Source organism: Streptomyces antioxidans (genome assembly GCF_000968685.2).
In the GTDB taxonomy this organism is placed as follows: domain Bacteria; phylum Actinomycetota; class Actinomycetes; order Streptomycetales; family Streptomycetaceae; genus Streptomyces; species Streptomyces antioxidans.
The window spans coordinates 122,597-138,814 of the sequence record NZ_LAKD02000033.1 but is presented as its reverse complement, the minus strand read 5'-3'; the positions used below and the strand labels follow the sequence as shown (position 1 = coordinate 138,814).

The following is a 16,218-nucleotide window of genomic DNA, read 5'->3' as shown; positions in this document are numbered from 1 at the left end:
CCCCGCGCGGGCCGTCGTCGCACCGATGATCGAGCCCGCCCTCCGGCTGGTGCGCGTAGCCCGGCCGCCGGGCGGCTCGTTGTCACGGCGGTGATGGGTGTCCGGGGCGGGGTGTCCCGACTGGGCGTCCGGGGCCGCGAGACCCACCCCCGTTCGGTCAACGGCAAACAGCCGACATCCGTCCGCGGAACGGCGGCATGTTCGGGTGGCCACCCACGCCGTAGTCACCCGATCAGGTGAGATGCGGAGGCGGCTGGTCCAATTGGCAGAAGCTGTCGCAAGAATCGTGCCGGTCGTACGGCCCATGCGGGACCGACCGTCCGGGGGCCCGGCCGACCGCCTCATTGGCCGGCGTTGGGGGCGACACATGATCGGGACATCGGCAGTCGGCGGCGCGTTCGTACGGAAGGCACGGAGCGTGCGGGGGGCCGCCCGCGCCGTCGCCTGTCTGTGGATGCTCGGCGTCATCTGCTGGGAACTGCTGACCCCGCACCACACCGAGGCCGTCCCCGTCCTCGCCGCGGCACCCGCCATCGCCTGCGCGAGCGGTGGCCGCCGCAGATGCGTTCTGCTGCTCGGCGGCGCCGGGCTGCTGTTCGCCCTCGCCCCCGCGACCGCGCTTGAGCCCGATGGCGAGGTGACGGAGCCGCATGCCCCACTGCTCAGCTGCTGCGCCATCGTCGGCGTGGCCCTCGGCGGCTGTCTCACGGCGGGCCGCAAGAAGCGGCTGGTCCGCGAGTTGGAGGAGGTCCGTGCGGTGGCCGCCGCGGCGCAGGACGTGGTGCTGCGGCCACTCCCGGCCCGGCTGAACGGCATCGAGCTGGCGGGCGGCCATCTGTCGGCCAGCCGGGGCGCCGCCGTCGGCGGTGATCTGTATGAGGCGCTGGCCACCCCGTACGGCCTCCGCGTCATCATCGGCGATGTGCGCGGGCACGGCCTCGCCGCGATCGGCACGGTGGCCGCCGTCCTCGGCAGCTTCCGCGAGGCCGCGCACGAGGAACCCCGGCTCAGCGGGGTGCTGCGGCGGCTCGACCGTGCTCTGGAACGCCATCTTCGGGCCCGCGCCGACGGGGAGTGCCCGCAAGGCAGCCACGTGGACGAGGAGTTCGTGACCGTACTGCTGCTGGAGGTGGGCCGGGACGGCGAGGTCACCGCGCTCAACTGCGGCCACCCCTGGCCGTACCGCCTCCGCGAACAGCCCGTGGGCCCGGCCCTGGCCCGGCAGACCGCGCCCGGCGAGGTGCTGCCCCCGCTCGGCCTCTTCCCGCTCCCGGCCGACCTCCCGACCGCGTGCTGGGGCTCCCTGGAGACCGGCGACACCCTGGTGCTGCACACCGACGGTGCCGAGGACGCCCGCGATGCCCACGGCACGTTCTTCCCGCTGCGCCGCGCCCTGTCCGAGGCCGCGGGTGCCGGACCGCTCGTGCCCGCGGCGGTCGTGGCGGGGGTGCGCTCGGCGCTGCTGCGCCACACGGGCGATCGGCTCGCCGACGATGTCGCGCTGCTCGCCCTGCGCTACGACCACTGCCCGCTCTCGGCCCCCACGACCGCCCCCCGCCCCGCCGCCGACGCCCACCAACCGTGACACCTGCGGCGAACGGCTCCCCTCCCCACCACCCTCCCCAAAACCGGGGCACCGCCCCAGACCCCGGCCTGAGGCCCTGCTCCAGGCCGCGGAGTCGGGGCTCCGGCCCGGATTTTGTGCCGGGGCCTTGCCCCAGGCCCCGTACCGGGGGCTTTGCCCCGGACTCCGGGCCGAGGCTCTGCTGCAAGTCGCGGAGTCGGGGCTACGTTCCAAGTGCCGGGCGGGGCTTTGCCCAAGCCGCGAAACCGGGGCTCCGCTCCAGACGCCGGGCCGGGGCTCTACCCCGGGCCCCGAAACCGGGCTCTGCCCCGGCCCCCAAAACCGGGGCTCCGCCCCTTCCCCTGCCGGGGGTGCGCCCTGGCGTCAAGGGGTCCAGGGGCGGGGCCCATGGGATCGGGTAGGTGCGGGGTGGGGGAAACGGCCCCGCCGGGCCCCCGCTCCCGTTCACACCCCGTGCGAACCGCCCTCCACTACGCTGGCGCCACCGAGCGCTTCGGGAGGGCGAGATGGAGCCCAACACACTGCTCGACTCCGTGCTCGACGAGGCCGGGGTCTCCCACGCGGGACTGGCCGCGCACGTCAATGAGGCGGGCCGGGCCCGGGGGATGAAGCTGCGGTACGAACACACCGCGGTGGCCCGGTGGCTGAAGGGCCAGCGGCCGCGCGGCCAGGTGCCCGACCTCATCTGCGAGGTGCTGGGCGAGCGGCTGCACCGCGCCCTCACCCTGGACGACATCGGCCTCGGCACCCCCGGCAGCGTCCGCGGCCCCGCCACCCCGCTCTCCGGATTCGTCGAGCGGGCCACCGCACTGTGGCGCTCCGACGAACAGCAGCGCCCGCATGTCGTCGAGGCCCCGGCGGTCACCGGCACCCCCGCCGTCATCCCGGTGTGGGAGTGGGAGAACCCTCCCGAGGACTCCGATGTCTCCCGGCGCGGGCTGACCCGCGTCAGCATGACCGACATCGAGACGCTGCGCGCCGCCCGAGCCCACTACGAGCAGATGTACCGCAAGGCCGGTGGCGTCGCGACCAGGACCCGGGTGGTGGGGTTCCTCAACTCCGAGGCGGCGCCCCTGCTGCGCGGCGCGTACGCCGACGACACCGGCCGTCAGCTCCACCGCGCCACCGGCGGCCTCGTCGCCATCGCCGGGATCTGCGCCTACGACTCCAATACGCACGGCCTGGCCCAGCGCTACTTCCACCAGGCGCTGCGGCTCGCCAAGGCGAGCGGCGACCGGGGCCTGGGCGCGTATGTGATAGCGCTGCTGGTCAACCAGTCCCTGTTCATGAAGGAATACCGGCAGGCGGTCGCCTTCGCCGAGTCGGCGCTGCGCGCCGCGGGTTCCCAGATCACCCCCGCGCTCGCCGCCGACCTCTACGCCATGCAGGCCAAGGCGTACGCCCGGCTCGGCGACGGCGCCGGGGCGCTGTCCTGCATCCGGCGCGCCGAGACCGCCGCCGACCGGATCAGACCGGGCCAGGAGCCTGACGAGACCGGCTATGTCCAGCCGGGTCTGGTGAACGTCCAGGTGGCCGAGGCGCTGCTGAGCCTCGGCGACCTCGGTGGCGCCCGTGAGCACGCCACCGCCGCGGTCGGCACCCCCGCCCACGACCGGGGCCGGGTGCACCGGCTCGCCATGCTCACCCATATCGAGCTGCGCCAGGGCGATATGGACCGGGCGGGAGCCACCGCGGTGGAGATGACCGAGCGGGCGCGGGGCATGGAGTCCCAGCGGTTACGCGACCGGCTGCGGGCGGTACGGGAACACCTCGCGGCCAGCGGAAGCGCCGCCACGGCCGAGGCCGCCGAACTCATCGACGGGGCACTGCGCGTCCCTCTGTGACCGCGGTTCCGCTCGCGGGTCCGCACTCTCGTCAGCGGGTGGCCCAGGATGGCCTCCCGTGCGACGAAAGGTGGCTGACAGTGCGCTGGAAGAACCTCAGGGAGCGGACCGTGTACGAGAACCGATGGTTCCGGGTCAACCTCGCCGATGTCCGGCTCCCCGACGGACGTCAACTCGATCACTATCTGATCCGGCTGCGCCCGGTGGCCGTGGCCACCGCGGTGAACGCGGCCAACGAGGTGCTGCTGCTGTGGCGGCACCGGTTCATCACCGACGCCTGGGGCTGGGAGCTGGCCGCGGGTGTCGTCGAGGACGGTGAGGACGTCGCGGGCGCCGCGGCCCGGGAGATGGAGGAGGAGACCGGCTGGCGGCCCGGCCCGCTGCGCCATCTGCTCTCCGTCGAGCCGTCCAACGGGCTCACCGACGCACGGCACCACATCTACTGGGCCGAGGAGGCGTCGTACGTCGGGCACCCGGAGGACGACTTCGAATCGGACCGCCGCGAGTGGGTGCCGCTGAAGCTGGTGCCCGACCTGGTGGCGCGGGGTGAGGTGCCCGCGGCCAATATGGCGGCCGCGCTGCTGCTGCTCCATCACATCAGGCTCGGCTAGACCGGACCCACGGCCGTCCTGGCTAGCGTCCCGCCGCCTGCCATACCGCGATGGCCAGGGCGGACACCCCGGTCAGGGCGGCGATGGAGGGCAGCGGCCAGCGTCCGTGCTCCAGCGTCCGCATCCGCCCGCCCAGTTGGTTCACGTCCTCCTCAGCCTGCTCTCCGCGGTGGTCGAGCAGGGCGAGCCGGCCGTCGACGCGGGTGAACCCCACTTCGACGGTCCGGCGCAGTTCCGCGAGCTCCACGGCTAAGGCGGCTTGCTCGGGCTCGGTGGTCACGGGTTGATCCCCTTCCGGATGTAACGTCCATGCAGTGGTGATGCTCCGAGTCAAGCGCATGCCCAGGTGGTGCGGGAGCGTGTGTGGGGATGGTGTGTGAGTCACCGGCGCACACCCCGTGCGAAAGGCGGTACTCAGCGGGTACTCAGGGGGTGCTCAGCGGGTACCCATGGGGGATCGCGGTCGGGGAAGGGACCGTGAGGGTGGGGCAGACCGGACAGAAGGGACGGATGTGCTACTGATCGCCGCTCCGATGTGGGAATTCGGCGCCGACCAGGGAGTGCGGCAGTTCGCCGAGCTCGGCGTCGCGCTGGTGCTGTCCACCCTGATCGGGCTCGAGAGGGCGGTGCAGCAGAAGAGCGCCGGGCTGCGCACCCACACCCTGGTGGGTGTGGGCAGCGCGCTGTTCATGCAGGTCTCCCAGTACGGCTTCGCCGATGTGCTGCTCCGCGACCACGTCAACCTCGACCCCTCGCGGGTGGCGGCGCAGATCGTCTCCGGTATCGGCTTCATCGGCGGCGGCCTGATCTTCGTCCGGAGGGACGCCGTCCGCGGACTGACCACCGCCGCGACCGTCTGGCTCACCTGTGCGGTGGGCATGGCCTGCGGCGGTGGTCTGGCCCTGCTGGCCACCGCGGCCACCGCGGTGCACTTCCTGGTGATCAGGGGCTATCCGGTGCTCACCCGTCGGCTGCCGACCGTCTGGTCGGCGGAACGGGTGGAGCTGCAGCTCTCGTACCGGGTGGGCGCCGGGCTGCTGCCGCGCGTGCTGGAGCTGTGCACGGCCGCCGGGTACAAGGTGCTGCGGGTCCGGGTGGACCGGGCGCCGTGGAAGGGCCGGGACCGCACCACCCGGATCGTCCGGGCCGAGGAGGAGGCCCAGCCCGCCGATACCGGCGTCGCCGAGGTGGCGCTCGCCCTCGAGGGCACCGGGGACGTCCTCCGGCTGGTCGGGGAGATCTCCGAGCTCGACGGCGTCTTCGGCGCGGACGCGGGCCGCGACCTCGACGGCTCGGACTGACGAACCCGACGGTTCCGAGCGACGATGCCGCGGCAACGAGGGCGTCGGCGAGCGCCGGTCCGTGCCGTAACGCGGTCACGGCCGTGACCCAGCGGTCACCTCGCGGAACGCCCGCTCAGTAGGTGTAGAAGCCCGAGCCCGTCTTGCGGCCCATACGGCCCGCGTCCACCATCCGCAGCAGCAGCGGGGGAGCGGCGTACAGCGGCTCCTTGTACTCCTCGTACATCGAGTCGGCGATCGCCGCGATGGTGTCCAGGCCGATCAGATCGGACAGCTTCAGGGGGCCCATCGGATGGGCGCAGCCCAGCTCCATGCCGTTGTCGATGTCCTCGCGGCTGGCGATCCCGGACTCGAACATCCGGATGGCGGAGAGCAGATACGGAATGAGCAGCGCGTTGACCACGAACCCCGCGCGGTCCTGGGCGCGGATGGCGTGCTTGCCCAGGACGTCGCCGACCAGCGCCTCGGCGCGCTTGACGGTCTCGTCACCGGTGGTGAGCGCCGGGATCAGCTCCACCAGCGCCTGCACCGGCGCCGGGTTGAAGAAGTGGATGCCGATCACCTGGTCCGGGCGGGAGGTGGCGACGGCCAGCTTGACCAGCGGGATGGAGGAGGTGTTGGAGGCGAGGATCGCGTCCGGGCGGGTCACCACCTGGTCGAGGACCTGGAAGATCTCCGTCTTGATCTGCTCGTTCTCGACGACCGCCTCGATCACCAGATCGCGGTCGGCGAATTCCCCCAGATCCGTGGTGAAGCTCAGCCGGTCCAGCGTCGCGTCGCGCTGCTCCTCGGTGATCTTGCCGCGCTCCGCGGCCTTCCCGAGGGAGTTGGTCAGCCGGGTGCGCCCTATCTCCAGGGCCTCGCCCGTGGTCTCCGCGACCATGACGTCCAGGCCGGATCGGGCGCACACCTCCGCGATGCCCGCACCCATCTGGCCACAGCCCACCACTCCGACGCGTTCGATGTCGGTCACATCGTGCCTTTCGCTGGTCCAACCGTCCGTTGTGTCGTCCCCCTGTCGCCCCAGACGTTACCCTCCGGTTATCGGTAGGTGGCGGGCCGGTCCCGGGATTCGCGGTAGGCATTGCCGGGCGACCCACAAGGGCTCCATCATCAGCGGGAGTTGCCGTGCAGGTCCCTGGGGCGAGGAGTGGAGTTTCATGGGTCGGATCTCGCGCAGAAGTCTCACGGCGGCGGCCGCCGGAGCCCTCGCCGCCACCGTCACGGCGGGCGACGCGCTGGCGGAGGGGCGGGGTGGTGTACACCGGCCCGAGTTCCGCGGGATGTGGCTGGCCACCGTCGCCAACCGCGACTGGCCGTCCAGGCCCGGTCTCCCCGCGGCGCAGCAGCGGGGAGAGCTGCTGGGCTTCCTCGACACCGCCGTCAGCCGCCGGCTCAACGCGGTGGTCTTCCAGGTGCGGCCGACGGCGGACGCGCTGTGGCCCTCACCGTACGAGCCGTGGGCGGACTGCCTCACCGGTGTCCAGGGCAAGGACCCGGGCTGGGATCCGCTGGGCACCGCCGTGCGCGAGGCGCACCGGCGCGGTCTGGAGCTGCACGCCTGGTTCAACCCGTACCGGATCGCCAACCACACCGACCCGTCACGGCTGATCCCCACCCATCCGGCCCGGGTGCACCCCGAGTGGGTGGTGCCGTACGGCGGGAAGCTCTACTACAACCCCGGGCTGCCCGAGGTCCGCCGGTTCGTCCAGGACGCCATGCTGGACGCGGTGGCGCGCTACGACATCGACGGTGTCCACTGGGACGACTACTTCTACCCGTATCCGGTGGCCGGTGAGGTCTTCGACGACGACGCGGCGTACGCGCGCTACGGTGCGGGCTTCCCGGACCGCGCGGCCTGGCGGCGCGACAACATCGACCGCCTGGTGTACGAGACGGCGGCGCGCGTCAAACGGCGGGGGCGGCGGGTGCGGTTCGGCATCAGCCCCTTCGGCGTCTGGCGCAACCAGGCGACCGACCCGCTCGGTTCCGCCACCACGGCGGGGGTGCAGACCTATGACGACCTCTACGCGGACACCCGTGGCTGGGTGCGGCGGGGATGGCTGGACTACGTCGTCCCGCAGGTGTACTGGAACATCGGCTTCGCCGCCGCCGACTACGCTGCGCTGGTCCCCTGGTGGTCGGAGGCGGTCCGGGGCACCGGGGTGAACCTCTACATCGGCGAGGCGCTCTACAAGGCGGGCGATCCGGCGCAGCCCGCGCCCTGGCAGGATCCGGCGGAGCTGTCCCGGCACCTCACCTTCGGCCGGGGCTTTCCCCGGGTGCGCGGCAATGTGTACTTCTCGGCGAAGGAAGTGGCCGCCGATCCCAGCGGCGCCATGGCGCGCGTGGTCGCCGACCACTATCCGCATCGCGTCCGTCCGCCCCGCTGACCCGGGCCGCCCTTGCCCAGTGGGCGCGGGGGCGGCTATCGCTGTCCGGTGGGTGCGGGGGCTGCTATCGCTGCCCGGGCCCGGCGGCCAGGTGGCGGACGACCGAGTCGGGCCCGGGGGAGAACAGGCACTCGTGTCCGTCGTCCTCGAAACGCACGCGGTAAGGCGGTTCCCCGTTGTTCCCGAGCACTTCGATGATCTCCGCTACACGATCGTGAATTCCGACAACCCTGCCGTGCACCAGCAGCTTGTCGCCTACGGTCGCCTCCATGTGCGTGACCTCCCGTCCGCTGGAGGGCAATACGGTCTGCTGAGGGCAATGCGATCCCTGAGGCAAGTCTATGGCCGGTTGTCCTGGTTTGCTCCCGCCGGGGGGTGATTCCGGTCCACGGCTTGGGGGGTCCGGCCGGGGGCGGAAGCCCGTGCCGCGCCCGCCGGGACCCGGGCCCGCTGTGTCACCCCGATGCACACCAGCACCGCGACGGCGGCGATCGGGGCCGCGGGGGTCAGCGTCTCGCCGAGCAGCAGCACCGACCACACCAGGGTGAGCAGTGGCTGGGCCAGTTGGAGCTGGCTGGCCCTGGCCACCCCGATGGCGGCCATCCCCCGGTACCAGACCACCAGGCCCACGAACTGCGAACCGGCCGCCAGCCACAGCACCCCGGCCACCGCACGGCCGCCGAGGTGGACGTCCTCGCCCAGCAGCGCGAGCGCCGCGCCCGGCGCCGACAGCGGCAGACAGCCCACCAGCGCCCAGCCGATCACCTGCCAGCCCGGCATATGACTGGCCAGTCGGCCGCCCTCGGTGTAGCCCGCCGCGCAGACCACCAGCGCGCCGAACAGATACAGATCGCCGGTGGTGAGCGCTCCGCCGCTCTGCTGCACCGCGAAGGCGATCACGACCGCGGCCCCGGCCAGCGCCGCCGCCCAGAACACCCGCGAGGGCCGCACCCCGGTGCGTACGGCCGAGAAGACGGCGGTGGTGAGCGGCAGCAGGCCGACCACCACGGCCGCGTGCGCGGTGGTGGAGGTCTCCAGGGCGAGCGTGGTCAGCAGCGGGAAACCCACGACGACCCCGGCCGCGACGACCAACAGCCCGGGCCAGTGACGGCGGTCCGGCACCGGAACCCGCAGGGCGGCCAGCGCCCCGCCCGCGATCAGTGCCGCGAGCACCACCCGGCAGGTGGTCACCGACCAGGGCCCGAGGCCGGTGAGCGCCCAGGCGGTGGCGGGAAAGGTGAGCGAGAAGGCGGCCACTCCGAGTACGGCGAGCAGGGTGCCGGTACGGAGCGCGAACGGTGTCGGGAGCGCGTGGGGGTCGCTCCGGCCGGGACCACCTCGGGCGGAGCCGCCGCCGGGGGCGGGGCCACCGCCCGGGGCGGGGCCGTCTCCCGGCGTACGGCCGCTACCCGGCGCGGAGCCGCCACCCGCGACCGGGCTGTCACTCGCGGCGGAGCCGCCCCTAGGGGCGGGGCCATCGCCCCTGGCAGCGGGGGCATCGCCGCTCACCGCTATCGCGCTGCCATCAGTAGCGCTATCCTTTGCTCTCATGCAACAGCGTAGCAGCGTGGCTGAACTCGTGGAATCGCTGCGGCGAGAGCTAAACCGCTACTCACCCGGAGAGAAGCTGCCATCCAGCCGGGCCATGGTCGAGCGGCACCGGGTGAGCCCGGTGACCGTCTCCCGCGCCCTCGCCGCGCTCGTCACCGAAGGGCTGGTGGTCACCCGCCCCGGTGCCGGTGCGTTCCGCGCCGACCGGCCGCGGGCCGGGGTGCCACGGCCGGGCGACACCTCCTGGCAGGAGGTCGCGCTGAGCGTCGAGACGGCCGGTGAGTCGGTGCCGCGCTCGGTGGACGCCTCCGGCGTCCTGGCCACGCTCGCCGCCCCGCCGCCCGGGACCCTGGAGTTCAACGGCGGCTATCTGCACTCCTCCCTCCAGCCCGAACGGGCGCTGGCCGCCGCCCTGGCCCGCGCCGGGCGGCGGCCCGGCGCCTGGGGCCGCCCGCCGGTGGAGGGGCTGCCCGAGCTGCGTGCCTGGTTCGCCCGCGAGATCGGCGGCCCGGCCGGTGCCCTCGGCGCCTCCGACGTCCTGGTCACCGCGGGCGGCCAGTCCGCGCTCACCTGCGCGCTGCGCGCGCTCGCGCCGCCCGGCGCGCCCGTCCTCGTCGAGTCGCCCACCTACCCCGGCATGCTCGCCGCCGCCCGCGCCTCCGGGCTGCGCCCCGTCCCGGTCCCGGTGGACGCCGACGGGGTGCGCCCAGAACTGCTCGCCGAGGCGCTGCGGGCGAGCGGCGCCCGGGTCTTCGTCTGCCAGCCGCTGTTCCAGAACCCCACCGGTGCGCTGCTTACCGCGGAACGGCGCCGCGACGTGCTCGCGATCGCTCGCGAGGCGGGCGCGTTCGTGGTGGAGGACGACTTCGCGCGCCGACTCGTCCACGAGGACTCGGCACCGCTGCCCGCCACCCTCGCCGCGGACGACCCCGACGGGGTGGTGGTCCACGTCTGTTCGCTCACCAAGGCCACCTCGCCCAGCCTGCGGGTGGGCGCGCTCGCCGCGCGCGGCCCCGTGCTGGAGCGGCTGCGCGCGATCCAGGTGGTCGACAGCTTCTTCGTGCCCCGCCCGCTGCAGGAGGCCGCCCTGGAACTCGTCGGCGCGCCCTCCTGGCCCCGTCATCTGCGCACCGTGGCCGCGGAGTTGCGCACCCGCCGCGAGGCGCTTGTCACCGCCGTACGGCGGGAGTTGCCCGCGCTGGAGCTGCGCCATGTCCCGCCGGGCGGCTACCACTTGTGGCTACGGCTGCCCCAGGGCACCGACGATGCCGCCCTGGCCTCCGCCGCGCTGCGCGCCGGGGTCGCCGTCGCCCCCGGCCGCCCGTACTTCTGCGCCGAACCGCCCGCGCCGCATGTGCGGCTGAGCTTCGCGTCGGTGGCGGGCACGGGGGAACTGGCCGAGGGGGTACGGCGGTTGCGCACCGCGTGCGAGGAGGTACTGGCCGGGGGTTAGGGGTGCCCGACGGGGCTTGTCGGACTGCGGCGGGCTGTTCCCCCCGCCCCTTCCCAAAACCGGGGCCCCGTGCCGGGGCTCTGCCCTGCTCTTTCGTTGTTCTTTCGCTGCTCTTCTCCTGGTTACGGGCCCGGGAGCCACGGCCGTGACCTTACGATGCCGGGATGACGTTTCGGCTGACCCTGGTCGCCGCCGGTCGCAGCTCCTCCCGGCTGGGGGAGCGCTTCGGCGACGACCGGCCGCTGGATCTGGAGGGGCGGCTCGCCGTCGAGCGTGCGGCCCCCGGGCTGCTGCCCCTGGCCGCGGCGGAGCTGCGCTACTGCTCGCCGTCGACCCGCAGCCGGGAGACCGGCGACGCGCTCGGCTTCACACCACTGGTCCAACTCGCCCTGCGCGACTGCGACATGGGCCGCTGGGCGGGCCGTTCCCTCGCCGATGTGATGGCGCGCGAACCCACGGAGGTGGACGCCTGGCTCGGCGATCCGCGCTCCGCGCCACACGGCGGGGAGTCGCTGCACGCCTTCATCATGCGGATCGGCGGCTGGCTGGACACCCGCCCGGCCGATGACCACGCCAAGATGGTGGCCGTGGCCGACCCCGGGGTGGTCCGCGCCGCCCTGATGTACGCGATCAAGGCGCCGCCGCACTGCTACTGGAACGTCGACGTCCGTCCGCTCTCCACGGTCACCCTCACCGGCCGGGCGGGCGAGTGGCGGCTGCGCGTGGACGGTGCGTGACCGGGGCCTTCCCTCGGGAGCCCCTGAAGCCCCCTGGAGCAGAGCGTTCCCCGCACCCCCGCTCACGGCATGAGCTCCTCCGCCAGCAAATCCATCAGCAGCCCGTCGTGCCACGTACCGTCCGCGCCGCGCTCATAGGACCGCATGACGCCGACCGGCCGGAAGCCGACCTTGCCGTAACAGCGGATCGCGGCGGTGTTGTCGGCCGCCGGGTCGATCACGATCCGGTGGTGGCCGTGGTCGATGATCAGATGGCGGGCCAGGGTGCGTACGGCGTCCGTGCCCAGCCCCCGCCCGTGCACCGCCGGGTCCAGATAGATGTCAATGCTCGCGTGCCGGTAGTCCGGATCGGCCTCCGCCGACCACTGGATCATGCCGATCACCTCGCCCTCGCCCCCGTCCCCGTCCTCGATGGTCAGCTGCTCCGCGCCGGGCTCGGCCAGGTCCTCGCGCACCGCCGCCACCAGGTCCGCGCCGCCCCGCCAGCGCGCGTACACCTCGGGCGTGGCGCGGATCGCGGCCAGGGAGGGAACATCGGAAGGGACGGTGGGGCGCAGCACCACCCGTGCGCCCCGCAGAGTCATCGGCATGGACCGGACGATGGCATGGACCGGACGATCCCATCGAGGCCCGGGCGGTGACCAGGGAGCGGTCTTCTCCCCAGGACGTCTGCCCAGGGCCCTTTCGGGAATCCGCTCGGCACCAGATATCTTGATGTCGAGCAATGTTGCAGACGTGGAGCGGAGCACCCGGTGACTGACTCGACCATCATCTATACGCACACGGACGAGGCCCCTGCCCTCGCGACGTACTCGTTCCTGCCGGTGATCGAGGCGTACGCCTCCACCGCCGGGGTCGGCGTGGAGAGCCGGGACATCTCCCTGGCGGGCCGGATCATCGCCCAGTTCCCCGAGCACCTGGAGGAGGGCCAGCGCATCCCCGACGCCCTCGCCGAGCTGGGTGACCTTGCCAAGACCCCCGAGGCCAACATCATCAAGCTGCCGAACATCTCGGCCTCGATCCCGCAGCTGAAGGCCGCGGTCGCCGAGCTGCAGCAGCAGGGCTACGCGCTGCCGGACTACCCGGACGACCCGAAGACCGACGAGGAGCGGGAGATCCGCGCCCGTTACGACAAGGTCAAGGGCTCCGCGGTGAACCCGGTGCTGCGCGAGGGCAACTCCGACCGCCGCGCCCCCGCCTCGGTGAAGAACTACGCCAGGGCCAACCCGCACCGCATGGGCGCCTGGACGGCCGATTCCAAGACCAATGTGTCCCACATGGACACCGATGACTTCCGCTCCACCGAGAAGTCCGTGGTGATCCCGGAGGACGGCTCGCTGCGCATCGAGCTCGCGGGCGACGACGGCTCCACCACCGTGCTGCGCGAGTCGGTGCCGGTACTGGCGGGCGAGGTCGTGGACGCCTCCGTGATGCGCGTCGCGGCGCTGCGCGAGTTCCTGTCCGCGCAGGTGGCCCGCGCCAAGGCGGAGGGCGTGCTGTTCTCGCTGCACCTGAAGGCCACGATGATGAAGGTCTCCGACCCGATCATCTTCGGCCACGGCGTACGCGCCTTCTTCCCCAAGACCTTCGCCGAGCACGGCGAGACCCTCGCCGCCGCCGGACTGACCCCGAACGACGGTCTGGGCGGCATCCTCAAGGGCCTGGACGCGCTGCCCGAGGGCGCGGCGATCAAGGCGTCCTTCGACGCCGAGCTGGCCGAGGGTCCGGAGCTGGCGATGGTCGACTCCGACCGCGGCATCACCAATCTGCACGTGCCGTCCGACGTCATCGTCGACGCCTCCATGCCCGCCATGATCCGCACCTCCGGCCATATGTGGGGCCCGGACGGCGAGGAGCACGACACCCTCGCGGTGCTCCCGGACAGCAGCTACGCCGGGATCTACCAGGCCGTCATCGACGACTGCCGCGCCCACGGCGCCTTCGACCCGGCCACGATGGGCTCGGTGCCCAACGTCGGCCTGATGGCGCAGAAGGCCGAGGAGTACGGCAGCCACGACAAGACCTTCGAGATCCCCACCACCGGCACCGTGCGCGTCCTGGACGGGGCGGGCAACGCGGTCATCGAGCAGGTCGTCGGCGCCGGTGACATCTTCCGGATGTGCCAGACCAAGGACGTGCCGATCCAGGACTGGGTCAAGCTGGCCGTCACCCGCGCCCGCGCCACCGGCGACCCGGCCGTCTTCTGGCTGGACGAGGGCCGTGCCCACGACGCCAACCTGATCGAGAAGATCAAGGCGTACCTGCCGGAGCACGACACCGAGGGCCTGGACATCAGGATCCTGTCCCCGGTCGAGGCGATCAAGCTCTCCCTTGAGCGGATCCGCCGCGGTGAGGACACCATCTCGGTCACCGGCAACGTCCTGCGTGACTACCTGACCGACCTGTTCCCGATCCTGGAGCTGGGCACCAGCGCCAAGATGCTCTCGGTCGTCCCGCTGATCAACGGCGGCGGTCTGTTCGAGACCGGCGCGGGCGGCTCGGCGCCCAAGCACGTCCAGCAGCTGGTCAAGGAGAACTACCTGCGCTGGGACAGCCTGGGCGAGTTCCTGGCCCTCGCGGTCAGCTTCGAGCACCTGGCGCAGAAGACGGGCAACGCGCGGGCCCAGGTCCTCGCCGACACCCTCGACCGGGCGACCGGCACCTTCCTGGCCGAGAACAAGTCGCCCAGCCGTCGCGTCGGCGGTATCGACAACCGCGGCAGCCACTTCTACCTGGCCCTGTACTGGGCCCAGGAGCTGGCCAAGCAGACCGACGACGCCGACCTGGCCAAGGCGTTCGCCCAGCTCGCCGACACGCTCTCCGCCCAGGAGCAGACGATCGTCGACGAACTGCTCGCGGTCCAGGGCTCCCCGGCCGACATCGGCGGCTACTACCAGCCCGACACGGCCAAGGCCGCGGCCGTCATGCGCCCGTCCGCGACCTTCAACCAGGCCCTGGCCACCCTCGGCTGACCCGCCGGGCGCGCGACAGGCTCGCCTGACGCACCACCGCACCACACCGCCCCCTGCCGGCACTCGCCCGGCCGGGGGCGGTTTCTGTCCTACCGGGACCCGGAGGGACGGTTCCTCACGTACGCCGGGACGGTGAGGCAACCTCCCAGGCCGCCTCGATCATCAGGAAGATCTCGTCCACCGCGGCCTCCGGATCGGCCGCCTCACGGGCCAGCGCATAGGCGTCGATCACGAACCTCGCGATCGTCCGGCAGGCCGTCGTGGTCAGTGACAGGACGGGATCGGCGGCGATGGCCACGGCCAGCGACTCCGCATGGCGCAGCCTCATCGACTCCTCGTACTCCCGCAGGGTGGGTGACGTGTCGATCATGTGCCAGATCGGGGCGGCGCCGTCCGCCGTGCAATGGCGCACCAGAGCCTGGATCTCGCGGCGCAGCGCGGGGAGGAGCGGTTCCTGCGGCGCCCGGCCGGTGACCGCCTGTGTGAGGCGTTGCTCGAAGTCCTGGTCCTGCTCGAACACCAGGGCCTCTTTCGAGGCGAAGTGGGAGAAGAGCGTGGTGACGGCCACGTCCGCCTCGGCGGCCACGTCACGGATGCCCACCGCCTCGTACCCGCGTTCCAGGAAGAGCCGCAGGGCGGCATCGGCGATCTTCTGACGGGTCGCGGCCTTCTTGCGCTCTCGGCGTCCGGGCGGCACGGTCATGGCTTCACACTATCAGATACAAATATGCAACTGTTTTTAAACCCTAACCGTTAGTGTTACGGTCGGCCGCATGAAGAGAGTGAGCTTCGCCGAGTTCGGCGGTCCCGACGTTCTGCAACTCATGGACGCCGAGGAGCCCCATGCGGGCCCCGGCCGGATACGCATCGCCGTGCGCGCGGCAGGTGTGAACCCCGTCGACTGGCGGATCCGTGAAGGCCAGGTCCTGGGGGCCCATCCGACCGAATTGCCCTCCGGGGTCGGGCTGGACGCCTCCGGGGTGGTGGACGAGGTCGGTGAGGGCGTCGAAGGGGTCGGGATCGGCGACCGTGTGTTCGGCGAGGGTTCGAGCACCTATGCCGAGTTCGCCGTGGTGTCGGCCTGGGCCCGGATGCCCGAGGGGCTGACGTTCGAGGAGGCGGCCGGATACCCCTCCGTGGTGGAGACCGCGCTGCGCGTCATCCACGAGGTCGGTGTGCGGCCCGGGCAGACGCTGCTGGTCAGCGGTGCGTCCGGGGGAGTCGGCTCGGCGGTGCTGCAGATCGCCCGCGACCGCGGCATCACGGTGATCGGCACGGCCGGGGCCGCGAACCAGGACTATCTGCGGAGCCTGGGTGCCGTCGCCACGACGTACGGCGAGGGCTGGGCCGAGCGGGTGCGGCGGCTCGGCCGGGTCGACGCGGCTCTCGACCTGGCCGGTTCCGGGGTGATCCGTGAACTCGTCGAGCTGACCGGGGACCCGCGGAAGGTGATCTCCATCGCCGATCTCGGCGCCCCGGAGCTCGGTGTCCGGTTCTCCGGCGTGGCCGGGAGTGTGCCGAAGGCGCTCGCCGAGGCCGTCGACCTCATCTCGCGGGGAAAGCTCCACATCCCGGTCGAGAAGTCGTACCCGCTCGCCGAGGCCGCGGCGGCGCATATCGACAGCCAGGCCGGTCATGCGCGCGGCCGCCGGGTCATCGTCATCTGAGCCGCGTCCCGCGCGGTCACGCCGCCTCGGCCGTGGGAATCCGGCCACCCTTTGCATAAAGCTGTCGCCAAACGTATAGTCATGCCATCATCTAGGGAGGGCGA

At 72.4% G+C, this 16,218-nt stretch carries 15 protein-coding genes; 9 read left to right on the top strand and 6 right to left on the bottom strand.

Translation table 11 applies throughout. From position 1 onward, the window contains the following. The first annotated feature begins 367 nt into the window (after positions 1–367). The 3 genes from VT50_RS14885 (at position 368) to VT50_RS14875 (ending at position 4,040) form a co-directional block, all read left to right on the top strand. Positions 368–1,585 (top strand): PP2C family protein-serine/threonine phosphatase, encoded by a 1,218-nt coding sequence (locus VT50_RS14885; protein WP_046089410.1) that lies wholly within the window; start codon positions 368–370, stop codon positions 1,583–1,585. A 506-nt stretch (positions 1,586–2,091) separates the two neighbouring features. Continuing rightward, positions 2,092–3,429, top strand: coding sequence for an NsdA family TPR-like regulatory protein (locus VT50_RS14880; RefSeq protein ID WP_046088016.1), 1,338 nt, complete (start codon positions 2,092–2,094; stop codon positions 3,427–3,429). Between the two features lie 80 nt (positions 3,430–3,509). Further along, positions 3,510–4,040, top strand: a complete 531-nt coding sequence (locus VT50_RS14875; RefSeq protein WP_046088017.1) for an NUDIX hydrolase — start codon at positions 3,510–3,512, stop codon at positions 4,038–4,040. Positions 4,041–4,062: 22 nt separating this feature from the next. Here VT50_RS14875 and VT50_RS14870 read toward each other — a convergent pair whose 3' ends face one another. Then, positions 4,063–4,320 (bottom strand): hypothetical protein, encoded by a 258-nt coding sequence (locus tag VT50_RS14870; protein WP_046088018.1) that lies wholly within the window; start codon positions 4,318–4,320, stop codon positions 4,063–4,065. Between the two features lie 253 nt (positions 4,321–4,573). On the opposite strand from VT50_RS14870, the gene VT50_RS14865 reads away from it, so the two are divergent. Continuing rightward, positions 4,574–5,341, top strand: a complete 768-nt coding sequence (locus VT50_RS14865; RefSeq protein ID WP_046088019.1) for an MgtC/SapB family protein — start codon at positions 4,574–4,576, stop codon at positions 5,339–5,341. Between the two features lie 115 nt (positions 5,342–5,456). Here VT50_RS14865 and VT50_RS14860 read toward each other — a convergent pair whose 3' ends face one another. Continuing rightward, positions 5,457–6,314, bottom strand: coding sequence for a 3-hydroxybutyryl-CoA dehydrogenase (locus tag VT50_RS14860; RefSeq protein ID WP_046088020.1), 858 nt, complete (start codon positions 6,312–6,314; stop codon positions 5,457–5,459). A gap of 187 nt (positions 6,315–6,501) precedes the next feature. On the opposite strand from VT50_RS14860, the gene VT50_RS14855 reads away from it, so the two are divergent. Continuing rightward, positions 6,502–7,734 (top strand): glycoside hydrolase family 10-like protein, encoded by a 1,233-nt coding sequence (locus VT50_RS14855; protein ID WP_046088021.1) that lies wholly within the window; start codon positions 6,502–6,504, stop codon positions 7,732–7,734. 64 nt (positions 7,735–7,798) lie between these two features. On the opposite strand, the gene VT50_RS14850 is transcribed toward VT50_RS14855, so the two are convergent. Together VT50_RS14850 and VT50_RS14845 are read right to left on the bottom strand one after the other, a co-directional pair. Then, the gene (locus VT50_RS14850; RefSeq protein ID WP_046088022.1) at positions 7,799–8,005 is read right to left on the bottom strand and encodes a DUF1918 domain-containing protein; all 207 of its coding nucleotides are present in this window, start codon (positions 8,003–8,005) and stop codon (positions 7,799–7,801) included. A 68-nt stretch (positions 8,006–8,073) separates the two neighbouring features. Continuing rightward, positions 8,074–9,285 (bottom strand): DMT family transporter, encoded by a 1,212-nt coding sequence (locus tag VT50_RS14845; protein ID WP_107424804.1) that lies wholly within the window; start codon positions 9,283–9,285, stop codon positions 8,074–8,076. Between VT50_RS14845 and VT50_RS14840 the strand changes: the two genes are divergently transcribed. Continuing rightward, a complete protein-coding gene (locus VT50_RS14840) occupies positions 9,284–10,738 on the top strand; it encodes an aminotransferase-like domain-containing protein (protein WP_046088035.1) in 1,455 nt (484 codons plus the stop codon). The two genes, VT50_RS14845 and VT50_RS14840, sit on opposite strands and share 2 nt — an antisense overlap. A 164-nt stretch (positions 10,739–10,902) precedes the next feature. Beyond that, a complete protein-coding gene (locus VT50_RS14835) occupies positions 10,903–11,475 on the top strand; it encodes a histidine phosphatase family protein (protein ID WP_046088023.1) in 573 nt (190 codons plus the stop codon). Between the two features lie 62 nt (positions 11,476–11,537). On the opposite strand, the gene VT50_RS14830 is transcribed toward VT50_RS14835, so the two are convergent. Continuing rightward, the gene (locus tag VT50_RS14830) at positions 11,538–12,059 is read right to left on the bottom strand and encodes a GNAT family N-acetyltransferase (RefSeq protein WP_046088036.1); all 522 of its coding nucleotides are present in this window, start codon (positions 12,057–12,059) and stop codon (positions 11,538–11,540) included. Positions 12,060–12,227: 168 nt separating this feature from the next. On the opposite strand from VT50_RS14830, the gene VT50_RS14825 reads away from it, so the two are divergent. Further along, the gene (locus VT50_RS14825; protein ID WP_046088024.1) at positions 12,228–14,447 is read left to right on the top strand and encodes an NADP-dependent isocitrate dehydrogenase; all 2,220 of its coding nucleotides are present in this window, start codon (positions 12,228–12,230) and stop codon (positions 14,445–14,447) included. 115 nt (positions 14,448–14,562) lie between these two features. On the opposite strand, the gene VT50_RS14820 is transcribed toward VT50_RS14825, so the two are convergent. Then, positions 14,563–15,150, bottom strand: coding sequence for a TetR/AcrR family transcriptional regulator (locus tag VT50_RS14820; RefSeq protein ID WP_046088025.1), 588 nt, complete (start codon positions 15,148–15,150; stop codon positions 14,563–14,565). 70 nt (positions 15,151–15,220) lie between these two features. Here VT50_RS14820 and VT50_RS14815 point away from each other — a divergent pair, with 70 nt between their 5' ends. Further along, positions 15,221–16,114, top strand: a complete 894-nt coding sequence (locus VT50_RS14815) for an NADP-dependent oxidoreductase (RefSeq protein WP_046088026.1) — start codon at positions 15,221–15,223, stop codon at positions 16,112–16,114. Positions 16,115–16,218 lie beyond the last annotated feature (104 nt).

Coding starts and splice junctions, on each gene's coding strand:
- VT50_RS14845 (WP_107424804.1), bottom strand. CDS start 9,285: ATGAGAGCAAAGGATAGCGCTACTGATGGCAGCGCGATAGCGGTGAGC.
- VT50_RS14830 (WP_046088036.1), bottom strand. CDS start 12,059: ATGACTCTGCGGGGCGCACGGGTGGTGCTGCGCCCCACCGTCCCTTCC.
- VT50_RS14865 (WP_046088019.1), top strand. CDS start 4,574: ATGTGGGAATTCGGCGCCGACCAGGGAGTGCGGCAGTTCGCCGAGCTC.
- VT50_RS14835 (WP_046088023.1), top strand. CDS start 10,903: ATGACGTTTCGGCTGACCCTGGTCGCCGCCGGTCGCAGCTCCTCCCGG.
- VT50_RS14840 (WP_046088035.1), top strand. CDS start 9,284: ATGCAACAGCGTAGCAGCGTGGCTGAACTCGTGGAATCGCTGCGGCGA.
- VT50_RS14850 (WP_046088022.1), bottom strand. CDS start 8,005: ATGGAGGCGACCGTAGGCGACAAGCTGCTGGTGCACGGCAGGGTTGTC.
- VT50_RS14820 (WP_046088025.1), bottom strand. CDS start 15,150: ATGACCGTGCCGCCCGGACGCCGAGAGCGCAAGAAGGCCGCGACCCGT.
- VT50_RS14815 (WP_046088026.1), top strand. CDS start 15,221: ATGAAGAGAGTGAGCTTCGCCGAGTTCGGCGGTCCCGACGTTCTGCAA.
- VT50_RS14885 (WP_046089410.1), top strand. CDS start 368: ATGATCGGGACATCGGCAGTCGGCGGCGCGTTCGTACGGAAGGCACGG.
- VT50_RS14855 (WP_046088021.1), top strand. CDS start 6,502: ATGGGTCGGATCTCGCGCAGAAGTCTCACGGCGGCGGCCGCCGGAGCC.
- VT50_RS14880 (WP_046088016.1), top strand. CDS start 2,092: ATGGAGCCCAACACACTGCTCGACTCCGTGCTCGACGAGGCCGGGGTC.